The organism is Pseudochrobactrum kiredjianiae (genome assembly GCF_030362795.1).
GTDB lineage: Bacteria > Pseudomonadota > Alphaproteobacteria > Rhizobiales > Rhizobiaceae > Pseudochrobactrum > Pseudochrobactrum kiredjianiae.
The window spans coordinates 73310-92327 of the sequence record NZ_JAUCBM010000009.1; the positions used below are offsets into that span (position 1 = coordinate 73310).

Here is a 19018-nt window from a genome sequence, read left to right on the forward strand (position 1 = left end):
CTAACTTTAAACTGTTAGAGCGCCGTGTGCCAAGTTTGGCACACGGCGCTCTAGCATCAAAACTGTGCGTGGCTGATTAGCATTACTTATGTAATGATATTAATGAACATCGCATGCACATCAATATGAAAACGGCGGTGAGAGGATTTGCCCATATCGGACATTGCCTTTCATCGCCGTTTATTTGTCACCTGTTGGCTTTAGAATCCGATTGCAGTCCCGTCACCGCGCGGGTCAGCACCGCCTTCGTAGCCGTCGGCATGTTTGCGGATTGCTTGGGCATGACCAAGTGTACCTTCCCAGCCGCTGGCCATTTTAACCGGATGACCGCGCAGGCGCAGTTCACGGATAACTTCCTCCGGCGTGCGTGACTCCAGCACCAGATCACGCGATACCGTACCCCATGTGCGACCCATCAGCCAACGCGGTGCTTCAATTGCTTGCTGCACGTTGAAGTCGAAGTCGAGCATACGGGTGAGCATCGCAGCCTGTGTCTGTGGCTGGCCTTCGCCGCCCATCGTGCCATAGGCCATTACTGGCTTGCCATCCTTCATCAGCATGGCCGGTATAATGGTGTGGAAGGTGTGTTTGCCCGGTTCCAGCGTGTTTGGATGGTTGGCATCCAGCGAGAAGAACGAGCCGCGGTTCTGCATAATAACGCCGGTATTACCGGCAATCACAGCAGCGCCGAAGTCGTGATAAATCGACTGAATGTTGGAGACCATCATGCCGTCTGCGTCAGCAGTACAGAAATAAACCGTATCGCCATCCGGTGCACGATGTTCGAACTCGCCGTCGAATTTCACACCCGGTTCGATGTCGGTAAAGCCGCGCACAGTGTCATCATTGATGAGCTGTTTGCGTTTTGCCGCATAGTCCTTGGACAGGAATGTATCGAGCGGAATCTTGACATGTTTCGGGTCACTCAGCCACTCGTCACGGTCAGCAAAGGCAACTTTAACAGCTTCTACCATGTGGTGGTAATAGGCCGCTGTGTTGTAGCCCCATGATTTGACATCATATTGCTCTAGCAAATTCAGAATTTGCAGTGCTGCAAAACCCTGTGTTGCCGGTGGCAGCTGATAAACATCATAACCACGATAGGTCGAAGTGATCGGCTTTGCCCAATTGGCATGATAATTGGCAAAATCTTCGTAGCGCAGCGGCGAACCTTGTGCTTCGAGCGATTTAGCCATTTCCTGTGCAACAGGGCCTTCATAGAAGCCTTTGCGCGGACCATGTTCCGCCAGATATTCAAACGTCTTTGCCAGTTCCGGCTGAGCCATAAACTCACCGTCGCGCTGTGGCTTGCCGTTTGGTAGATAAATGCGTGCCATATTGGCATCGGCATTGAGGATGCTTTCATCTGTTACCAGCCAATCCGCAAGGGAGCGGCTCACTGCCATACCCTCGCGGGCATAATGGATTGCATCGGCAAAGAGATCTGCCCAAGGCAGCTTGCCGTAGCGCTCATGTGCCAGACGCCAGCCGTCCACAACACCTGGAGCGGTAAGCGCTGCCAATGCACCTCGCATCGGGATCTGGTCAGTGTGACCGTGCTTTTTGTAGAACTCACGGGTTGCAAGCTTGGCAGCAGGACCTGTTGCTTCAATGGCTTCAATTTCAGTGGCTTTGCCGCCTGCAATCAACAGGAATGCGTCACCGCCAAGACCGGCCATATGCGGGTAAACCACACAGAGCGTAGCATTGATGGCAATGGCCGCGTCAACGGCGCTACCGCCGCGACGCAAGATGTTATCGCCGGAAGCGGAAGCCAGATAGTGCGGGGAGCTAACCATACCGCGTTTGGCGAAAACCGCTGGTCTGCCGGTTCTTGGTCCATCAGCGTTAATCATATCAAACCCTTTATACTATTTTTAAAAGCAGATGACGGATCAGTCACTCACTTAGACTTGGGAGGAAACAGCACGCGCTGTAGCGGGGGGATGATGGCGGCAACACTCAGTGCCACCATGCCGATCGTTGACATCAGGCGCCAGTCATTCGTGGTACCGAGGCTAACCAGCGGCAGAGCTGCCAGAAACAGCACAAATGAAACACTCAGATATGAAAGGCGGTTTTGAAGTATTCTTTTGATCATTTTATTCTGCCCTTATGCGAAGATCATCGACATGATGACAGTTGCGATGCCGGTCAGTACAAAGGCTGCAATTGTCCATGGAATGGTCTTGCGCAGGATTGCACCTTCCTGACCGTTGATACCGGTTGTACTTGCACCCATAACCACGTTTGCTGGCGCAATAGCATTGCCGATAGCACCACCGGCACTCTGGGCTGCCAGAATGGTTGTCGGCGGCAGACCTTTGGCTTCAGCCAGATTGACCTGCAATTCAGAGAATAGAACCTGTGAAGAGGTGGAGCTGGAGGTGATAAAGGCACCCAGAATGCCGATACCATTGGCAAGGAAAGCAAAGACATAAGCCGGAGCAATCGCTGCAATACCAAGGGCGAGCATAGTGTTCTGGCCGGACAGTTTCATGATCGAAGCCATAACGAGGAAGGCGATGATCGGAACAGAAGCCGGAATAGCGCTGGCAAAAAGCCCTTTAACAACGCCCGGCATTTCTTTGCCGGTGGCCTTTGCCCATTGATTGAAATAATCAAACTTGCGGAAGCAGAACCAGGTTACCAGTGCTGTCACAGTAATCGTGGCACCCGGATGGGCAAACATATGCAGCGGTGAATAGCTGTCAGATGCAGCCGTTTCAACGCCCATGCCTGTGGTAATCGCAGGGAAAGGCAGACCGAAGCTCGGGATATAAAGCCATGCATGCAAACGATCGATCAGCGATGTAGCGAGCGCCAAAATTGTCAGCAGGGCATAAGGCGAGAAGGCAGCGACGATATCCATCGGCGGTTCGGCACTGCTTTCTTCCAGATGCGCTTCTTCAAGCATGGCAGGGCGGTCAATAATGGTTGTGTCAGCCTCTTTGTAGCGTGACCATTGGGACAATGGATAAAGCGCCACCATAGCCAGAGCAGCCGGCAGGAAGGCCGCAAGGATCGGGTCAATAAAGACTACCAGAAACTGGCCGATACTGTGGATGGCCGCGATGACAAGAACAAGTGGCCAGCCGGCACGAACTGCCGCGCCACGACCATACATCCACACCACCATGAAGCCGCCGAGAACCGACTGAATGGCGATCAGAATTGCGGCTTGCAACCCCATGGAAAGGCTTGCGCCCGCATCCATTTCGACGACCTGCAACGTTGCAAGCCAGCCTACACCCAAGGTGCCGTAAAACTTTGCCCAGATATGCGCGATGATCGGAATGGCAACTGCATAAACCGGACGCATACCAAAGGCGACGAGCAGGGGCGCAACAACGGCGATAGGTGTGCCGAAACCATCAATCCCTTGCAAGAAGGAGGTGAAAACCCAACCAAGCGCCACAATGATAAACAACTCATTGCGGGACATACGGGAAATACCGCGCCTTAAGGCATCATAGCCGCCGGATTGGTTCATGATCTGATAGAGCAACAACGCAGGCCATATCACATAAAGGATTGGCATTGCGTCCCAGATGCCGCGGGCAGAAGCTACGGCAAGTGCACGCGTTGATGCTTCAAAGGCAAAGACTGCAATACCTGCGGCAATAAAAATACCGGTTGTACCAGCCTGCTGAGCAGTCCAGTTCATTCCTACCATAAGTATTATGAGGGCGATGATAGGAATTGCTGCAAGTATCCAGTGCAGCAAATCAAGATCTAGCGACATTTTTATTCCTGTATTTTGAGGAAAAGCAATTTGAAATTGATTTTCCATATATTTTATTGCCTGTCATTATAAATTAGAGGCTTGTCAAATTAGAATTTAAATACTGGCTGATTATAAAAATATAACATTGATTGTAATCAATGTTGCGTCGCGTTTTAGATTTATTCTAATGAACTATTTGTGATCTAATTATAATTAAATGTTTTATATTTCGTGCTTTTCTTATTCGGACAGTTCTGCAGTTGAGGATAATACGCAGCACGTGACTGTCACAAAGGTGGCGTTATTAAGGGGGGCACTACGCTGACTAAGGGTGTTTAAATTTGTATATTCTTATGCGAAGCTTGCGGCTTCTCATCATGTCCTGCTACCGCACATGATGAGAAGCCGGATTACGCTCGAACTCAGAACCGGTAGTTCAGACCAATTTTGAACGTATGGATATCCAGTGAGTTGGAGGCTTTGCGCCCGTTTTTAACGCTGGATGATCCCTCATGTTTCACAGTTTTATAGATCGTTTTTTCATAAGGTTCGCAGAGCGAAGGATCCATATCGCACAGCCAAGACATTGACGGATCTTTCGATGGGTCAACAATTTCAATGCCGGCTATTTCCTGTGTTTCCCGATCACGGGTGATACCCGCAGATGCACTGTTAAAGGTGAAACTGGTCTTTCCGAAGCGCGTATAGGAATAATCCGCCATCACTGACCAGCGGTCATTTAGGGCATATTCAACCCCGCCACCGGCTGCCCAGCCAAGACGCGTTGCCTTGTCTTTGTCGGTCTGCACGATTTCGGTGATTTTCTCATTCGGGTCTTCAACCGCGCGGTATTGTTCACGTGATTGACTTTCACGGGCAATGGCCAACCCGCCCGTGCCATAGACCATCAGCTTATTATCAACAGCATAACCGAGCTTACCGCGCAGTGCCGCTGTCCAGTCGATATCATACATGGTCTGCGCCTGAACATTGCTGGTACCGGCAAAATCGCCTTCAGTCGTGCGGGCTTTATGCGCAGCATTCAGATAGGTTTTGCTCCAGTCCGCACCAATCCCCAGCACAATACGGTTCGGCAACTGCCAGTTATAGCCGGCCTGCACGCCGAACAGACCGCTATCCATGCCGAAATCAGCAGATTCTGTTGCCGCAACGGCATGGGAACTGCCATCTAGCGCCGTTGTTGTGCCCCATGTTTTGCCGAAAATACCGCCGGCATGTGCACCGGCATAAAGGCCGGTCCAGTCTGTAATGCTGCTATCATTATTTGGGCGGCGCGTGAGGAGTGATGGTAAGGCTGGCAATTGCTGTTCACCGCCGATGTCTGTAGTCAGGCTGACATAGAAGGTACGGCCAGGTCCCGGCTGTGTAACCAGTGCGAGCGGGTCAATATAGAACTTATCAAACAGGTTTTCGACACGGAATGCCGCGGTCATAGTGTCGGTAATTTTATATTCGGCAAAAATATCAACCAGCGTGAATGGCTTCCACAAGACCGGTGTGATGAACTCAGATGCACCCTGCGCAGTCACATCGCCATGGCCGATAGCACGCGGGCCGGTATAGGATACACGGCCGCCGACCATTAAGCGTTCTTCCAGCAATTTTTGCGACAGGGTCAGATCGACAGAATATTTCGGCTGTACATGGTTGGTGGCGTAGTCACCATAGAGGCTCTTGCCATCACAACTGTCAGACGTGCGGCAATATTCAACATTCAGATAGTAATTTGCCGCCAGATCAGCCGTAAATCCGTCCAGCTCATAACGGCCGGAAAACTCCAGACCAGAGAATTTTGCGCGGGCAATATTGGCAATGTTCAGGCCGAGATCGCTCGGGTTTTTCGGGTTGAGTACCAGATTACGGGAAATGTAGTTTTTCACATCCCAGTTGAAATAGCCAAGCTTCAGCATGCTCACATCTTCATCGGCAAGCAGGCTGTTATGAATGATATTAGTGCCCAGCTCCCAATTGCTGGATCGCTCCGGTTTAACCTCATAATTTGCCGATACGCTGTTGAAGGCTGAGACAGATTCAATAATGCTCGGCGCGCGCAGCGTATTGGAATAATTGATGTAGAATTGTGTCTGTTCCCAAGGCTCAATCGTAACACCCACTGACGGGCTGAATCCACCATCGTTGGTCTTGGAGCCTGCACCGCTGCTCCGCTCAAGCTGGTTGCGCTCATAAGGATCGAAGCGGTCTTTCGACCAGAAATGCGAATAGCGTAAACCACCATTTACAGTCAGCCAGTCGACAGGCTTATAGGCGACTTTGGTATAACCGGCGACTTCATGACGGATCGCATCGCGGGGCGTCATCCATCCTTCAAGCGCCGCACTATGTTTGCTGCCGCGCGTATCTTCAACACGAAAAGCCATGCCATAGGTGAGATCGAGATCGCCCACATCGAATGAGAAGGCGGATTTATTCTGAATATCACCGCCCCACATATCGCTGTCAGAACCCACACGATAATCAGCAGGCAAGCCGACTTTCCCGGGCTGAACACCACGACCGCCGCGTACTGGATTGCGCAATTGCAAATGTGTCCAATATAGATTGGCGCGCAGATCAATCAGATCATTATCTTCAGGGTTCCACTTATAGCGTGCTGTCACGGTATCAAGGCTGGTGCCCGCCGTTTGCTCCTGCTGTATGGACTGATCCTTAATACCGCTCAACCGCGAGGCGAGCCGGTCACCCGCTTCACTGCGGAAGCCCATGTAGCCGAGCTGAACCTCATGGTCATCGGCAAAACGGGCAGTGAGTTTGGCCAGCCACGACTCTGTTTCCAACTGGGTGTTGAGAACCTCTTCACCGCCACGGTAATTGGTCAGTCCCTGATTGGCATAATAATCAGTCCAGTAATTGCCTTTGGGTATGCAATTAATAATAACCGCAGAACTGCAATAAGGCTGTCTGCCGAGATTAACCGGATTGGCTGATGTATCACCATGCGTTCCGGCGTGATAATTGCCCTGCTTGCGCCGCGCATAGCCTGCCAGCAGGTCGATCGCATCGCCTTTATAGGCCGCAATCACGCTGCCGGAACCGGTTGTCGGCGACAGGAAAGAAGGTCTGTCCAAGCCGTCTTTTGAGGCGACGGGCGTTTTCATTGAATCCCATGGCGCGTAAGGCCACTGATACCCGCTCAGAGAACCGGCATTCGGCTTCGACGTATTGCCGCCCATGCCGCCTTTAATGCGGATGCCCCAGTGATTGTCGTCTTTGACAATGTCATCCACACCAAGTGTGCGCATGCTGACAGAACCGGCATTGCCCCATGAAGCCGTATCAGCGCCTTTGTTGATTTCGACACCGCCGATAAAATCGGGATCAACAAAGGTACGGTTGGAAACGCCTTGGTAGCCCTGATAGACAGTAACAGAATTTTCTGCGCCGTCGATTGTGGTGGCAACGCGCCCCATGCCCTGCATACCGCGAATATTCACATCAATCGCACCGGCACCATTGCGTGCCTCACCGGATTTTACACCGGGTGTACCACGGAACATATCGGCAGGACTGGAGCCGCGAAAACGCTCAATCGTTTCGCCTGAAATATATGTGGTTGGTGCCGCGGTTGCATAAGGGGCTTCCGCAGCGCCAGCCACACCACTGCCTGAAATCGTAATCTGATCCAGCTGGATCGCACCATTGATAGCGCCCCCGCTATTGCCGGTAACCGGCTTTTCAGTAATCAGTACGGATTTAGAACCAGTAAAACTATAGGACAGACCGGAGCCTTGCAGAATACGCGCCAGCGCCTGTTCCTGACTGGCCGCGCCGGAAAGTCCGGCTGAAGATTTGCCGCGCGCTACAGAAGGCTCATAGGAAAGCTGCATGCCTGACTGGCTGCCGAATGCGGCAAGTGCGCGATTGAGCGGGCCGGACGGAATATTATAACTGGTCTGTTGCTGCGCCTGTACAACAGACATTACCGCTGTCAGGGCGATGCCGGTCATTATTGCCGTTGTTGCCAGCAAAGCGGCCATCATAGCCTTGCTGCGGTTATTACGCGTTGCTGCTGCTGTTCTTGTGGCGCCTGTCATGCCAGCTCACTCCGTCAATCGATCATACAGGCGCCAGTTTTCATTCGCTGAAACACCCTCATACTCTTCTTTACGAGTGAGCTTTAAAAATATTCAGTTTTTACTCATATTTTTATACGGAAGAAATAATTGTTGCAAAAGAGGCGATTTTTCGGGCTTTAGCACCAAAAGGGCGAATGACGGCCTCAATGGCCGCATCAGGATCACTCAGGTCAAAAACACCGCTGACCGTGCGCGCTCCGAGCGAAGTATCCGCAATAATGATGCGTCCGCTTTTCCAACGGGAAATCTTTGCACACAAAGCCGCAACTGTTTCATTCTCGGCAAATAACAGATTGGAGCGCCAGGCTGCGATTTCTGATGCTTCCTGCACACCTCTGGCTATTTGATTGGTCGTGCTGTCGAAGGTTAGCCATTTTCCGGCCTCGAGCTTTTCACCGGCCAATGTGCGGGTTTTCGCTTCAACAGTGCCATGAGCAACCGTGACGGATGAGAAGCCTTTTTCTGATGACAGATCAAAAGCGGTTCCGAGAGCAGTGACCTGCATCACGCCGTCGGATACGATAAACGGCCTGTTAGGATCCGGCTGCACCTGAAAATAGGCCATGCCGGATAACAGATTGATGCGACGATTTTGCTCCGAGAAGGCCAAAGCCAGTGCGCTGTCGGGGCCCAGCGTGGCAAGGCTGCCGTCCGGCAGAACAACATCTCTGATTTCTGCGGTGGTGGTGATATGATCAGCTTGTGCGAGCAGCCATAAATGCGGCAGTGTCAAAGCACCGGTTGTCACGGCGCCTAAGCCAAGTGCACTGCCTGCAATAAAGTTGCGGCGTGTTATTTTGCCATTTTTAGGTTTCCGGCGGTTTTCAGCAAAGGCTGCACCGCTAAAACCGTGGACAGCGGCAACACGTGCCCAGGCGGCAGCATGCGCAGGGCTGCGTGCGACCCACGATTTCACCGTATCAGCAGAAACCGGATTAACGGGATCATTTTGCAAGCGGATAGCCAGATCTGCTGCCTCACGAAACAGACGCTGTGCTTCCTGTGCCTCATCTGCAGAATTATCCATCCGTCATGCCTGTCAAAGAAGAGTGTTCCTTATAGAGTATTACGAACGAACATGCCCGTTTTTCAGTTTTGCAGAGTATTTGATGCAGAAAGGTTGGTTCAAAGGCGGGGGATGCAGGTGTCCATGCTTAAAGACCACTCAACCGGCTGTCGATATATTCATAGGCTTCTCTGATGAGTGACCATGTTCTGCCGGTTGAAAGATTAAGCTCGGCGGCAATGGCCGCAATTGTCATTTCATCCATACGATGCATTTCAAAGGCTATGCGCGTCCGCTCCGGTAATTCATGCAGCGCCTTGTGGGTCAGTAGCAGTTTTTGGCGGTCATAAACTTGTTTTTCTGGCGATGGTGAAGGATCCGCAATGGCTGAAAAATCTTCCGGCGACAGATCGACCTTGCGTATTAAGCCTTCGCGTCTCTGATAATCGATGCCGAGATTACGTGCTGTTCTGAACAGATAACCCACAGGATTGAAGGTCGTTTTAGTCGTCTCAGGCGGAGAGATCAGAACACGGAGAAAGGTATCTTGCGTGAGATCAGCAGCAGTTTCTTCAGGCAATCCTCGACGCCGCAACGCTTGCCTGATATCCCGTGCGTGTTTTTTAAATAGATGATGGAGATCCCACATCTGCCTTTAACCACTATCCTGAAATGTATTCGCCTGAAAATTTCACGAACATAGCGTTCATGAGATAGCATAATACGATAAATCTTGATTATAATAATCAAGTTTATTTAACAAGGGATAAATAGTGCAGATAGCTACGTTTGTCCGATCATGCGTATTTATGCGTAGTCCGGGAACTTGTTTTGCAGTCTCTGATGGGTTTCTGCGCAGATTGCCGTTAAATGGGACAGCAAAGCTTCAGAACTAGCAACAACAGGCCGGTTGAGGGGGCGTAACGCCGACAGCACAAAATCCTGTGCCGGAATAAAAGGTTTCAGAACCAATCCCTGCTTTTCATAACTCAGAGCGGTCAAAGGATTGACGATCGAAACGCCCAATCCTCTCAGCACCATTTCACAGACACTATTGGCGGATTGTGAGGACAGGAACAACCGACGCTGCGTCCCCGTCATGTCAAAAATACGTTCCACGCTCAGCCGGTAAGGGTCTTGTGAGCCAAGGCTGATAAAGTTCTGGCCTTCAAAATCCTGCGGCTCCAGATAATCCCGCGCTATAAGCGGATGCTCCGGCGGTAAGACTGCCACGAGTTTAAAGACCCACAACACCCGCGCTTCGGCGTCTCTCTGGGTATAAAAATCCTCAATAAGACCAATATCGAAGTTGAAACCGGAAATACTGGACTGATTGCGCGGATCAACTGTACTGATCTGCAGGGTCAAGTCCGGATGGATTTTGCTCAGTCGTGCAATCGCGTCAGGCAGGATTGTCTGCGCAAAAGCAGGCAGGGAGGCGACGGTCAGCACTTCTGCTGATGCATCACGCAGTCGATCGATAAAGCCGTTAATACGGTCGAGGCCGATAAAGGACGCCTGTACTTCCTCAAATAATTTAAGCGCGCGTGCGGTGGGTACCACGCGTTGCAAGCGCCGCTCAAAAAGCGGAAAGCCGATATGTTCCTCAAGGCGGGATAATTCACGGGTGATCGTTGGTTGAGATGAGCCGAGAGCCGCAGCTGCGGCCGTCACCGTACCGAATTTCATCGTTGCTCTGAAAATCTCTACCTGACGCAGATTGATATGATTTTTGCCAGACACCATAAATGCCTCATCTATTTGAGGTGTTATGTTACCAGTTAATATCAAAAATGAATTAAGTTCCAATGATATTTCTATATCAAAGCACAAAGTTTCATGGCTAACTCATGGGAAAAGAAGAGGCTCTCAAAGGGAGCCATAAGGGGAATGACAAAAATGGGTGTTGAAGCTCATAAATCCCATCCGGCAGCGCGTGCTCTTGAGCAGGCCTTGCAGATGACCAATGGCGGATTAACGCCGGATCAGGTTTGCGTTGCAGCCTGCCTTTATGATGCGCCGTTGCGTCTGACTGATCCCGGTGCGCTGGTTGATTTACCGTGGTTTTCCCATCAGGCGGACAAGCCGCTTTATCCTGCCAGCGTGGTAAAACTGTTTTTTCTAAATGCTTTGGCTGCGTTTCGCGAAGAGGGCAGGCTTGCCTATCACGATGAAGATGAGCGCGCTGCCCGTGAGATGATGGCAATCTCTTCCAATGAAGCAACCGTCTATCTTGTGGGCAGACTGACTGGTGCTGACGACGGTGCACCCTTAGAGGGAGAGGCGCTGGCGCAATGGTGTGCTGCCCGCGAACAGGTGCAGCAATGGTATGACAGCCAGAACCGTACGGAATTTGCCGGAATTCGTGTTTTGCACGGCACTTATCAGGACAGCCCTTATGGCCGCGCCAAGCAAATTCGCACTGGTAACAATGGTAATCTACTCACCGCTTTGTCTGCTGCTACACTGATGCATGACATTGCGCGTGGCGCACGTCCGCAGGCGGACTGGATGATGAAACTGATGGAACGGGAGTTCCAGCGCGGACAGAGCAATCTCGATCCGGATGGCGATCAGGTCACAGGTTTTCTGACCGACAGCATACCGGCAGAGTATAAAGTCTGGTCAAAAGCCGGTCATACTTCATGGACGCGGCATGATCTGGTCTATGCCGAGCGGCCGGATGGCAAGAGTTTTATTCTGTGTGTGATGAGCGAGGGAGAATGGCCGGCGGCGGATAAAAGCTTCTTGCCGGCTTTTGCGCGTTTGTTCTGTGATTATGCCTTTACAGAGCATAACACCTTAAAATGATTGTAGCATTGCCGTTTTAGGCAACACGTATATACACGATAAAGATCGTCTTGTTTCAACGGAGAACTGAAACAGGACTGATAATGCAAGTACAGCACAGTACAAAGGGGAAGAGATGAATTACCGGTCTGTTATCAAGTCAGCATTTCTTGCTGCAACATTGTCCGTAGCTGCGCCTGCCGTTTTGGCATGGGCTGAGACACCACAATCCGGCGGCACATTGCATCTGGCCGCGCCTTATGGCGCCGCACTGAAAAGCCTCGATCCGCATGTGACGTATAATTCGCAGGATATGGCTGTTTCAAAAGCGTTTCACCGCTCGCTCTATTCATGGGATTCAGCTAAAAATGCGCCAGCGCTTGATCTGGCAGAGTCCGTGACCACAAGCGAAGACGGCAAGACTTTTACCTATAAGCTGTTTGACAATATTTATTTCCATAACGGCCGCAAACTGACCGCAGATGATGTGATCTGGTCCTATACCCGTATTATGGACCCGTCCAAAGGTTATCCGGGGGCAGTACAGGTTGGCACACTTGTCGGCGCACAGGAATATGCGAAGGGAGAAGCCAAAGAGATCAGCGGTATCAAGAAGATTGATGACAATACATTCTCTCTGACTTTCAAAGAGCTGACCGATCCTTCGACGCAGTTTTTTGAGGCTATTACCGCTATCCTGCCGAAAGAAGAAGTTGAAGGCGGCAATTTCCTCTCCAAACCGGTTGGTCTCGGGCCGTTTGTTTTTGAAAACCATGTTGAAGGTTCCAAAATCTCCGGCAAGAAATTTGATAAATATTACAAGGCTGACAAGCCTTATGCGGATGCTGTGGATTTCACTATTTCCGGTGATAACAGCGCACTGGATATGGCCTTCCGCGCGGGTGAGCTGGATGCAACCGTGCTGTCGGAAAATGCCTATACAATGTATAAGGCTGATCCGGAACTCTCCAAAGGTCTGATCGAAATCTCGGAAGTGTTTACCCGTCATATGGGTTTCAATACCGAGAAGAAACCGTTCGATGATGAGCGCGTGCGTCAGGCAATCAACTATGCGGTTGACCGCGATATTATCATTCGTAAACTTTTGAAAGACAAAGCCTATAAGGCCACCGGCTGGTTGCCTGCAACCTCTCCGGCTTTCGACAAGGACCGTGCGCCTTATGCCTATGATCCGGCAAAAGCAAAAGAGCTGCTAACCACTGCGGGCTATCCTGATGGTTTTGAATTCACCGCAACAGTGACCGAAGGCAATAGCAGCCTTGGTACACTGGAAGCGATGATGCCGTTCCTCAAAGAAATCGGGATCAATGCAAAAGCAAAAGTAGTGGATTCCAACACGCTGGTTGATGAGATGAACCAGGGGCTTGCTGCTGCATGGTTCCGTTCTGCCGGTACTGGCCCTGATCCGCTGACAACATTGCGTTGTTTTGACAGCCGCGTAAGCCGTCCAGCCTGTAACCGCAGTGCTTTTAAAGATCCGGCTTATGATGCGATGCTTGATGAAGCAGCAGCAGAAACCGATCCGGCCAAGCGCATTGAACTTCTGAAAAAAGCCGACGGCTATATTTTCGAAAAAGCGCCGGTCTGGTTCAACAACTACAACAAGGCCGTTCTCGCAACCCAGCCTTGGATTCACGGTGTGGATGCCAATGTGACAGAAGCCGCGATTATCGAGGTGGATTCACTCTGGCTCGACGAGAATGCGCCGGGACGTAAGTAAGTCTCATGCTGATCTGCAATCCGCTTTGATGCGGGTTGCAGAAGCAGACAATGTTGCTGGTCTATATTGGTTAAACACAGACCAGTGGCAGCCCCTGTGACAGGGTTTGTCGCGGGAGCGGAGCATGGCGGCCATCAACCGCCCGTTTTTCCTGCATAATTTATGGATATTCCTATGCTGATGGTGATTGGCAGGCGTCTGCTGCAGTCCTTCGTGACAGTTTTTGCGGCAATCACGCTGATTTTCTTTCTCTTCAGTGTCATGCCCGGCACTTTCGTGTCTGCGGTCTCCGGTGATAAGCGTGACATTGACCCTGCGGTGATTGAGCGGATTGAAAAAGAGCTCGGCCTCAATGATCCGCTGCCTGAGCGTTTCGGCCGTTATATCGGCGGTCTGGTGACGGGCGATCTGGGCACGTCCTTTGCCACACAGCGTCCGGTGACAGATATGTTGTCGACCCGCATTGTGGCGTCGTTCCGGCTTGCTGTCGGGGCAATCTTTTTTGCGGTGCTGATCGGTCTGCCGCTCGGCTTTCTGGCGGCGGTGCGGCAAGGCACATGGCTGGATACCACGGCGATGATTACAGCCGTGTCGGGTCTGTCCCTGCCGAGCTTCTGGTTCGGTTTGATCGCGATGTATTTTGTGTCTCTGCAACTGGGACTGCTGCCGACCTTCGGCTATGGCAATGGCAGTATCAAAAATCTCATTCTGCCTGCCATCACGCTGGGCATCGGGCCAATGGCTCTGCTGGCGCGTACCACCCGTGCGGCGGTGCTGGAAACGATGAATGCGGATTTTGTCCGTACGGCGCGTTCTAAAGGCAATTCAGAATTCCGTATCGCGACCAAACACATGGCGCGTAACGCTTTCGTGCTGGTGCTGACAACGATCGGCCTGCAATTCGGCTCAATGCTTGGCGGTTCTGTGGTGATTGAAAACCTGTTTGCATGGCCCGGTATCGGCTCATTGCTGATCCAGTCTGTCTCGATGCGCGATATCCCGACAGTGCAGGGCTGTATTCTCGTGATTGTGCTGTTCTTCCTCGTCATCAACACGCTTGTCGATATCGCCTATCTGATGATCGATCCGCGTATTCGCTACGGGTGAGCGCCATGACACAGCATAATCTGAAATTCCACGATTTTTATGAACAGGGCAGGCAGATTTGATGTTACGCTCCAATCTTATCATAGGACTTACCATCTTTGTGTGTATCGCGCTGGTCGCAATATTTGCACCATGGATCGCACCTTATGACCCTGTCGGGCACTCCAATCTGATGTATGCGGAAGAGCCGCCAAGCGCGCAATTCTGGTTTGGTACGGATGAACAGGGTCGCGATATTTTCTCGCGTATTGTTTATGGTGCGCGAATTTCGCTGCTGATCGGCCTCGCCATTCAGGCGATGAACACCTGTATCGGCGTTCTGCTTGGCCTGTCAGCCGGTTATATCGGCGGCTGGTGGGATGAATTTGTGCAAGGTCTGACCAATCTGATGCTTGCGATCCCGACTATTGTTTTTGCATTGGCGCTGATGGCGGTTCTCGGACCCGGCTTGCTGAGCCTGTTGATTGCGCTTGGTTTGACTGACTGGGCCTATAGCTGCCGTATCTCGCGTGCGCAGGTTCTGACCCAAAAATCCCAGAACTATGTGCAGGCTGCCCGCACACTCGGTTTTGGCCGGTTCTACATCATGCTGCGTGAAATTCTGCCGAATATCGGTGGGCCGCTGATTGTTGTGGCAACAATGGGTATCGGTTCGGCAATTATGGCGGAAGCTTCGCTCTCCTTCCTTGGTCTTGGCGTCGTGCCACCGGCACCAAGCTGGGGCGGTATGCTGGCGCGTGCCCGTGAGCAGCTGATGGTTGCCCCTTGGGTAGCGATTTTCCCGGGGCTGGCGCTGTTTATTACAGTGCTTGGTTTTAACATGCTGGGCGATGGTCTGCGCGATCTTCTCGACCCGCATGGGAGGTCAAAACGCTGATGTCTGATCAACCAATTTTACAACTCAACAATCTCTCCATCGCTTTGCGGCATAAAGAACAGGATTATCCTGCTGTTTCCCAGATGAATTTCTCTATTCAGGCCGGTGAAGTCTTTGGTCTGGTGGGGGAGTCCGGCTGCGGTAAAAGTCTGAGTGCGCTGACCATTGCCGGATTGTTGCGGCCACCGCTGCATGTCACGCAAGGGAAGGTGCTGTTAGAGGGGCAGGATATTAACCGGCTTTCCAACAGGGATATGCGACGGTTGCGCGGTGACCGCGTAGCGATGATCTTTCAGGAGCCGATGACCTCGCTCAATCCGCTGATGACCATCGGTGATCAGATCGGTGAAATGTTTGTGCTGCATAAAGGCATGTCGGTACGCCAGGCACGTTTGAAAGCCATTGAAGCACTGGAACAGGTGCAGGTACCAAGCCCTGAGCGGCGGATTAAAGATTATCCGCATCAGCTTTCCGGCGGCATGCGCCAGCGCGTGATGATTGCAATTGCACTGGCCTGCGATCCGGCCTTGCTGATTGCGGATGAGCCGACAACGGCGCTGGATGTGACCATTCAAGCGGAGATTGTCGAGCTGATTTTGGAACTGTGTAAGGCACGCGGCACTGCGGTGCTGATGATCAGTCACGATCTGGGGCTGGTGGCGCGTATGTGTGATCGTGTGGCGGTGATGTATGCGGGGCATATTGTTGAACAGCGTCCGGCCTCTCAGATTTTTACCGATCCGCGCCATCCTTATACGCGCGGGCTGGTGGCTTCTCTGCCGCTTTTGGGGCGGCGGTTGCAGGAAGGTCGTAAAAAGCTGACCGAGATTAAAGGTGTGGTGCCGGGCTTGCTGGAGCGCGATGAAGCTTGTGGTTTCGCGTCACGTTGCCCCCGTGCTTCTGAGCAATGCAGAACGCTTATGCCGCCGGTGACCGCGCTGGAAGGGATAAGTACAATCAGGTGTTATCATCATGACTGAACAGGTTTTTCTTTCTCCCGCACCAGCGGCTGATGCTGAAGATGTGCTGGCTGTGCGTGACCTGAATATTCACTATACAGTACGTGAGGGCTTCCGGCAAAAACCCTTGAAGGCTGTGAATGGTGTTGATCTGTCAATCCGCGCCGGTGAGTGCCTTGGTCTGGTTGGCGAAAGTGGCTGCGGAAAATCAACACTGGCCAGCGCGATTATGGGGCTGGTGCCTTATACATCCGGCTCGGTTCATGTCGCAGGACAGGATGTGCCGAAAGCGGTTAAGAATGATCCGCTCAGTCAGGCACGTAATGTGCAGATGGTGTTTCAGGATCCGTTTGCTTCGCTTAATCCACGTCGTTCGGTGCGTGATGCACTGGCTGCGCCTTTGCGTTTGCACGGCATGAAAGACAAAGCGGAAATCGAAGCGCGTGTGGTTGATATGCTGACCAAGGTTGGCATGAAGCCGGAAGCGGCAGATCGCAGGCCACATGAATTTTCCGGCGGGCAGCGCCAGCGTATCTGTATTGCACGTGCCCTGATCGTTGAGCCTAAATTGCTGGTCTGTGACGAGCCGGTCTCCGCGCTTGATGTATCGATCCGTGCGCAGATTATCAATCTGCTGCTGGAGCTTAAAGACGAGCTGGGCATTGCTTTGTTGATGATCTCCCATGATTTGGGTGTTGTCGAGCATATGAGTGACCGGATCGCTGTGATGTATCTGGGGCGTATCGTGGAAGAAGGCGTGTGGAGTGATATTTTCACTAAGCCTTTGCATCCTTATACGCAGGCATTGATTGCTTCTATTCCGGATCCGCTGGCTGCGGAGCGCCATCCGCGCCGTATGCAGGGCGAGGCGCCGTCACCGCTCAAGCCGCCATCGGGTTGTGCCTTTAATCCGCGCTGCCCGTCGGTGTTTGATGCGTGCCGTGAGGGCGATGTGCCGGACTTTACGCAAGCCATCGGCAATCCGTCACACCGTGCCAGATGTCATTTACTGGAGCGAGTGGTCTGATCGCGCCCGCTGCGTGATAAATCTTGATCCTTATTCTGTCTGGAGCGCGGTAAAGGCTCCGGTCATTGTTGTAAAACAGGTTGAATATTATGAGCCAAAATCCGTTTATGGTCGGAACACTCGAACAACCGACAATCGTTGTCCGCACCGGTCAGGATCCGCAAAATCCGCATATTGGTCTGCTGACCATTGATGACTGGACAGTTAAATGCGCTATCGGGCGCAATGGTCTGATTGACCCGCAGCTGAAACGTGAAGGCGATGGTAAAACTCCGCGCGGCCGTCATCCGCTGCGCTATGGTTTTTACGATCCGGAAGTCTTCGGCGATGAACCGCGCAGCTTTGATTTTCCGTTTCTGCCGAAGCCGGAAAACTATCGCTGGGTTGAAGATGCCGATAGTCCTTTTTACAATCAGCTGGTTTTTGAAACGGATGAAACACAACCGTCGCGTCGTGGCGAGCGTCTGTTTGACCTGATTATTCCGGTGGGCTGGAACGATGCTCTGCCGGAAGCGCGTGGTGGCTCGGCGATTTTCATGCATACGGCGAGACCTGATTACAGCGGCACCTCCGGTTGCGTGGTGGTCGCCCATGAGCATTTGATGGAACTGGCACGCCGTGTCCGTCCGGGCATGGTGGTTGATATTTCTTCAATCAATGATGCAGTGAAACCACTGACACCTTTGGTGAGCAATCCGCCGAAATCGATTGAAACCGTTACATTTCATGGTCTGAAACCGGGGCCGCGCCTGATTGTAACCGGCTCTGTTCATGGCAATGAGCCGTCCGGCCCCTATGCAATCAGCCGTCTGATCAGCGAATTCCGTAGCGGACAGCGAGAGCTGGAATGTGGTCAGGTGACTTTTGTGCCGGTGGTCAATGGTCTGGCCTTCCGTAACAACACCCGTATCGGTGATCGCAACTTTAACCGCAACTTGTCGGAAAGCGCAATCCCGCAGGATAATGAAGATCGTGTTGCCAATGTTATCTGTCCGCTGTTGCGCGCGCATGATGTGCTGATTGATCTGCATTCTTTCGGATCGGAAGGTGAGGCCTTCGCGCTGTTTGGCCCGCGTGATAATCAGGGAGCGCTTGAGCCTTTTGTCCATGAAGCTTCCGAGAGCAAGCTGGCAAAAGCCATGAACCTGCCGCTGCTGGTGCATGGCTGGTTGCCTGCCCATGAGAAGGCGATTAAGCAAAAGCGCGAAGCCGGTGTAACAGAAGGCCTGTCATCGCTGCATGGTGTAGGCACCACAGAATATATGCGCTTTGCCGGTGGGTATGGTGTGACTGTTGAGTGTGGCCAGCATCTTGACCCGAACGGTCCGCAAATTGGTTATGATTGCGTAATCAATGGCATGGTCGCGCTTGGTATAATCAAAGATGCTCCGCAAAAACCGAAACCGCTACGCGTATTGGAAATTTCCGAGGCTATTCTGGCTGATCACGATGATGATCAGTTGCTCAAGCGTTTTGTCACTGGTGAAGCGGTGAATGAGGGCGAAGTGATCGGTAAACGTGTGGATGGCCGTGATATAGTGATGCCGTATGACGGCGCGATCATTTTCGCCAGCCTAACCTCTCCGGCTCATAGTGAATTGTGCTTCCTGTGCAAGGTTAGTGATCGCTTGCAGGACTAAAATGATACTGCACGCCTGTTTGTTTGAGG

The 19018-nt window shown here is 52.0% G+C and carries 14 protein-coding genes; 7 read left to right on the forward strand and 7 right to left on the reverse strand.

Annotation, left to right across the window (positions count from 1 at the left end; translation table 11 throughout):
* Positions 1 to 200 precede the first annotated feature (200 nt).
* The 7 genes from ggt to QUF18_RS15460 all read right to left on the reverse strand — a co-directional run bounded on the left by ggt (position 201) and on the right by QUF18_RS15460 (position 10594).
* A complete protein-coding gene (ggt, locus tag QUF18_RS15430; protein ID WP_289388142.1) occupies positions 201 to 1856 on the reverse strand; it encodes a gamma-glutamyltransferase in 1656 nt (551 codons plus the stop codon).
* A gap of 47 nt (positions 1857 to 1903) precedes the next feature.
* On the reverse strand, positions 1904 to 2101 hold the full coding sequence (locus QUF18_RS15435; protein ID WP_289388143.1) for a hypothetical protein: 198 nt from the start codon (positions 2099 to 2101) through the stop codon (positions 1904 to 1906).
* A gap of 12 nt (positions 2102 to 2113) precedes the next feature.
* Positions 2114 to 3745 (reverse strand): L-lactate permease, encoded by a 1632-nt coding sequence (locus QUF18_RS15440; RefSeq protein ID WP_289388144.1) that lies wholly within the window; start codon positions 3743 to 3745, stop codon positions 2114 to 2116.
* Positions 3746 to 4149: 404 nt separating this feature from the next.
* Positions 4150 to 7800 (reverse strand): TonB-dependent receptor domain-containing protein, encoded by a 3651-nt coding sequence (locus tag QUF18_RS15445; protein ID WP_289388145.1) that lies wholly within the window; start codon positions 7798 to 7800, stop codon positions 4150 to 4152.
* Positions 7801 to 7912: 112 nt separating this feature from the next.
* Positions 7913 to 8869 carry a FecR family protein gene (locus QUF18_RS15450; RefSeq protein ID WP_289388147.1) on the reverse strand — a complete coding sequence of 319 codons (957 nt, stop codon included), beginning with the start codon at positions 8867 to 8869 and terminating at the stop codon, positions 7913 to 7915.
* 127 nt (positions 8870 to 8996) lie between these two features.
* Entirely contained in the window at positions 8997 to 9497 is a 501-nt protein-coding gene (locus tag QUF18_RS15455) for an RNA polymerase sigma factor (RefSeq protein ID WP_289388149.1), read from the reverse strand.
* A gap of 158 nt (positions 9498 to 9655) precedes the next feature.
* Complete coding sequence (locus QUF18_RS15460; RefSeq protein ID WP_289388150.1) at positions 9656 to 10594, reverse strand: LysR family transcriptional regulator; 939 nt, start codon at positions 10592 to 10594, stop codon at positions 9656 to 9658.
* Between the two features lie 144 nt (positions 10595 to 10738).
* On the opposite strand from QUF18_RS15460, the gene QUF18_RS15465 reads away from it, so the two are divergent.
* The 7 genes from QUF18_RS15465 (at position 10739) to QUF18_RS15495 (ending at position 18989) form a co-directional block, all read left to right on the forward strand.
* The gene (locus QUF18_RS15465) at positions 10739 to 11659 is read left to right on the forward strand and encodes a serine hydrolase (RefSeq protein ID WP_289388151.1); all 921 of its coding nucleotides are present in this window, start codon (positions 10739 to 10741) and stop codon (positions 11657 to 11659) included.
* 115 nt (positions 11660 to 11774) lie between these two features.
* Positions 11775 to 13379 (forward strand): ABC transporter substrate-binding protein, encoded by a 1605-nt coding sequence (locus tag QUF18_RS15470; protein WP_289388152.1) that lies wholly within the window; start codon positions 11775 to 11777, stop codon positions 13377 to 13379.
* Between the two features lie 174 nt (positions 13380 to 13553).
* Positions 13554 to 14486 carry an ABC transporter permease gene (locus QUF18_RS15475; RefSeq protein WP_289388189.1) on the forward strand — a complete coding sequence of 311 codons (933 nt, stop codon included), beginning with the start codon at positions 13554 to 13556 and terminating at the stop codon, positions 14484 to 14486.
* 58 nt (positions 14487 to 14544) lie between these two features.
* Entirely contained in the window at positions 14545 to 15363 is an 819-nt protein-coding gene (locus QUF18_RS15480; RefSeq protein ID WP_374807189.1) for an ABC transporter permease, read from the forward strand.
* On the forward strand, positions 15363 to 16343 hold the full coding sequence (locus QUF18_RS15485; protein WP_289388156.1) for an ABC transporter ATP-binding protein: 981 nt from the start codon (positions 15363 to 15365) through the stop codon (positions 16341 to 16343). The genes QUF18_RS15480 and QUF18_RS15485 overlap by 1 nt, the downstream gene beginning before the upstream one ends.
* The gene (locus tag QUF18_RS15490) at positions 16336 to 17349 is read left to right on the forward strand and encodes an ABC transporter ATP-binding protein (RefSeq protein WP_289388157.1); all 1014 of its coding nucleotides are present in this window, start codon (positions 16336 to 16338) and stop codon (positions 17347 to 17349) included. The genes QUF18_RS15485 and QUF18_RS15490 overlap by 8 nt, the downstream gene beginning before the upstream one ends.
* Before the next feature lie 89 nt (positions 17350 to 17438).
* Positions 17439 to 18989, forward strand: a complete 1551-nt coding sequence (locus tag QUF18_RS15495; RefSeq protein ID WP_289388159.1) for a L,D-transpeptidase family protein — start codon at positions 17439 to 17441, stop codon at positions 18987 to 18989.
* The last annotated feature ends 29 nt before the right edge of the window (positions 18990 to 19018 follow it).

Excerpts from the sequence above, each read along its gene's own strand:
- QUF18_RS15495 (WP_289388159.1), top strand. The coding sequence starts at position 17,439 with ATGAGCCAAAATCCGTTTATGGTCGGAACACTCGAACAACCGACAATC.
- QUF18_RS15490 (WP_289388157.1), top strand. The coding sequence starts at position 16,336 with ATGACTGAACAGGTTTTTCTTTCTCCCGCACCAGCGGCTGATGCTGAA.
- QUF18_RS15460 (WP_289388150.1), bottom strand. The coding sequence starts at position 10,594 with ATGGTGTCTGGCAAAAATCATATCAATCTGCGTCAGGTAGAGATTTTC.
- ggt (WP_289388142.1), bottom strand. The coding sequence starts at position 1,856 with ATGATTAACGCTGATGGACCAAGAACCGGCAGACCAGCGGTTTTCGCC.
- QUF18_RS15465 (WP_289388151.1), top strand. The coding sequence starts at position 10,739 with ATGACAAAAATGGGTGTTGAAGCTCATAAATCCCATCCGGCAGCGCGT.
- QUF18_RS15445 (WP_289388145.1), bottom strand. The coding sequence starts at position 7,800 with ATGACAGGCGCCACAAGAACAGCAGCAGCAACGCGTAATAACCGCAGC.
- QUF18_RS15440 (WP_289388144.1), bottom strand. The coding sequence starts at position 3,745 with ATGTCGCTAGATCTTGATTTGCTGCACTGGATACTTGCAGCAATTCCT.
- QUF18_RS15475 (WP_289388189.1), top strand. The coding sequence starts at position 13,554 with ATGCTGATGGTGATTGGCAGGCGTCTGCTGCAGTCCTTCGTGACAGTT.
- QUF18_RS15470 (WP_289388152.1), top strand. The coding sequence starts at position 11,775 with ATGAATTACCGGTCTGTTATCAAGTCAGCATTTCTTGCTGCAACATTG.
- QUF18_RS15455 (WP_289388149.1), bottom strand. The coding sequence starts at position 9,497 with ATGTGGGATCTCCATCATCTATTTAAAAAACACGCACGGGATATCAGG.
- QUF18_RS15485 (WP_289388156.1), top strand. The coding sequence starts at position 15,363 with ATGTCTGATCAACCAATTTTACAACTCAACAATCTCTCCATCGCTTTG.
- QUF18_RS15435 (WP_289388143.1), bottom strand. The coding sequence starts at position 2,101 with ATGATCAAAAGAATACTTCAAAACCGCCTTTCATATCTGAGTGTTTCA.
- QUF18_RS15450 (WP_289388147.1), bottom strand. The coding sequence starts at position 8,869 with ATGGATAATTCTGCAGATGAGGCACAGGAAGCACAGCGTCTGTTTCGT.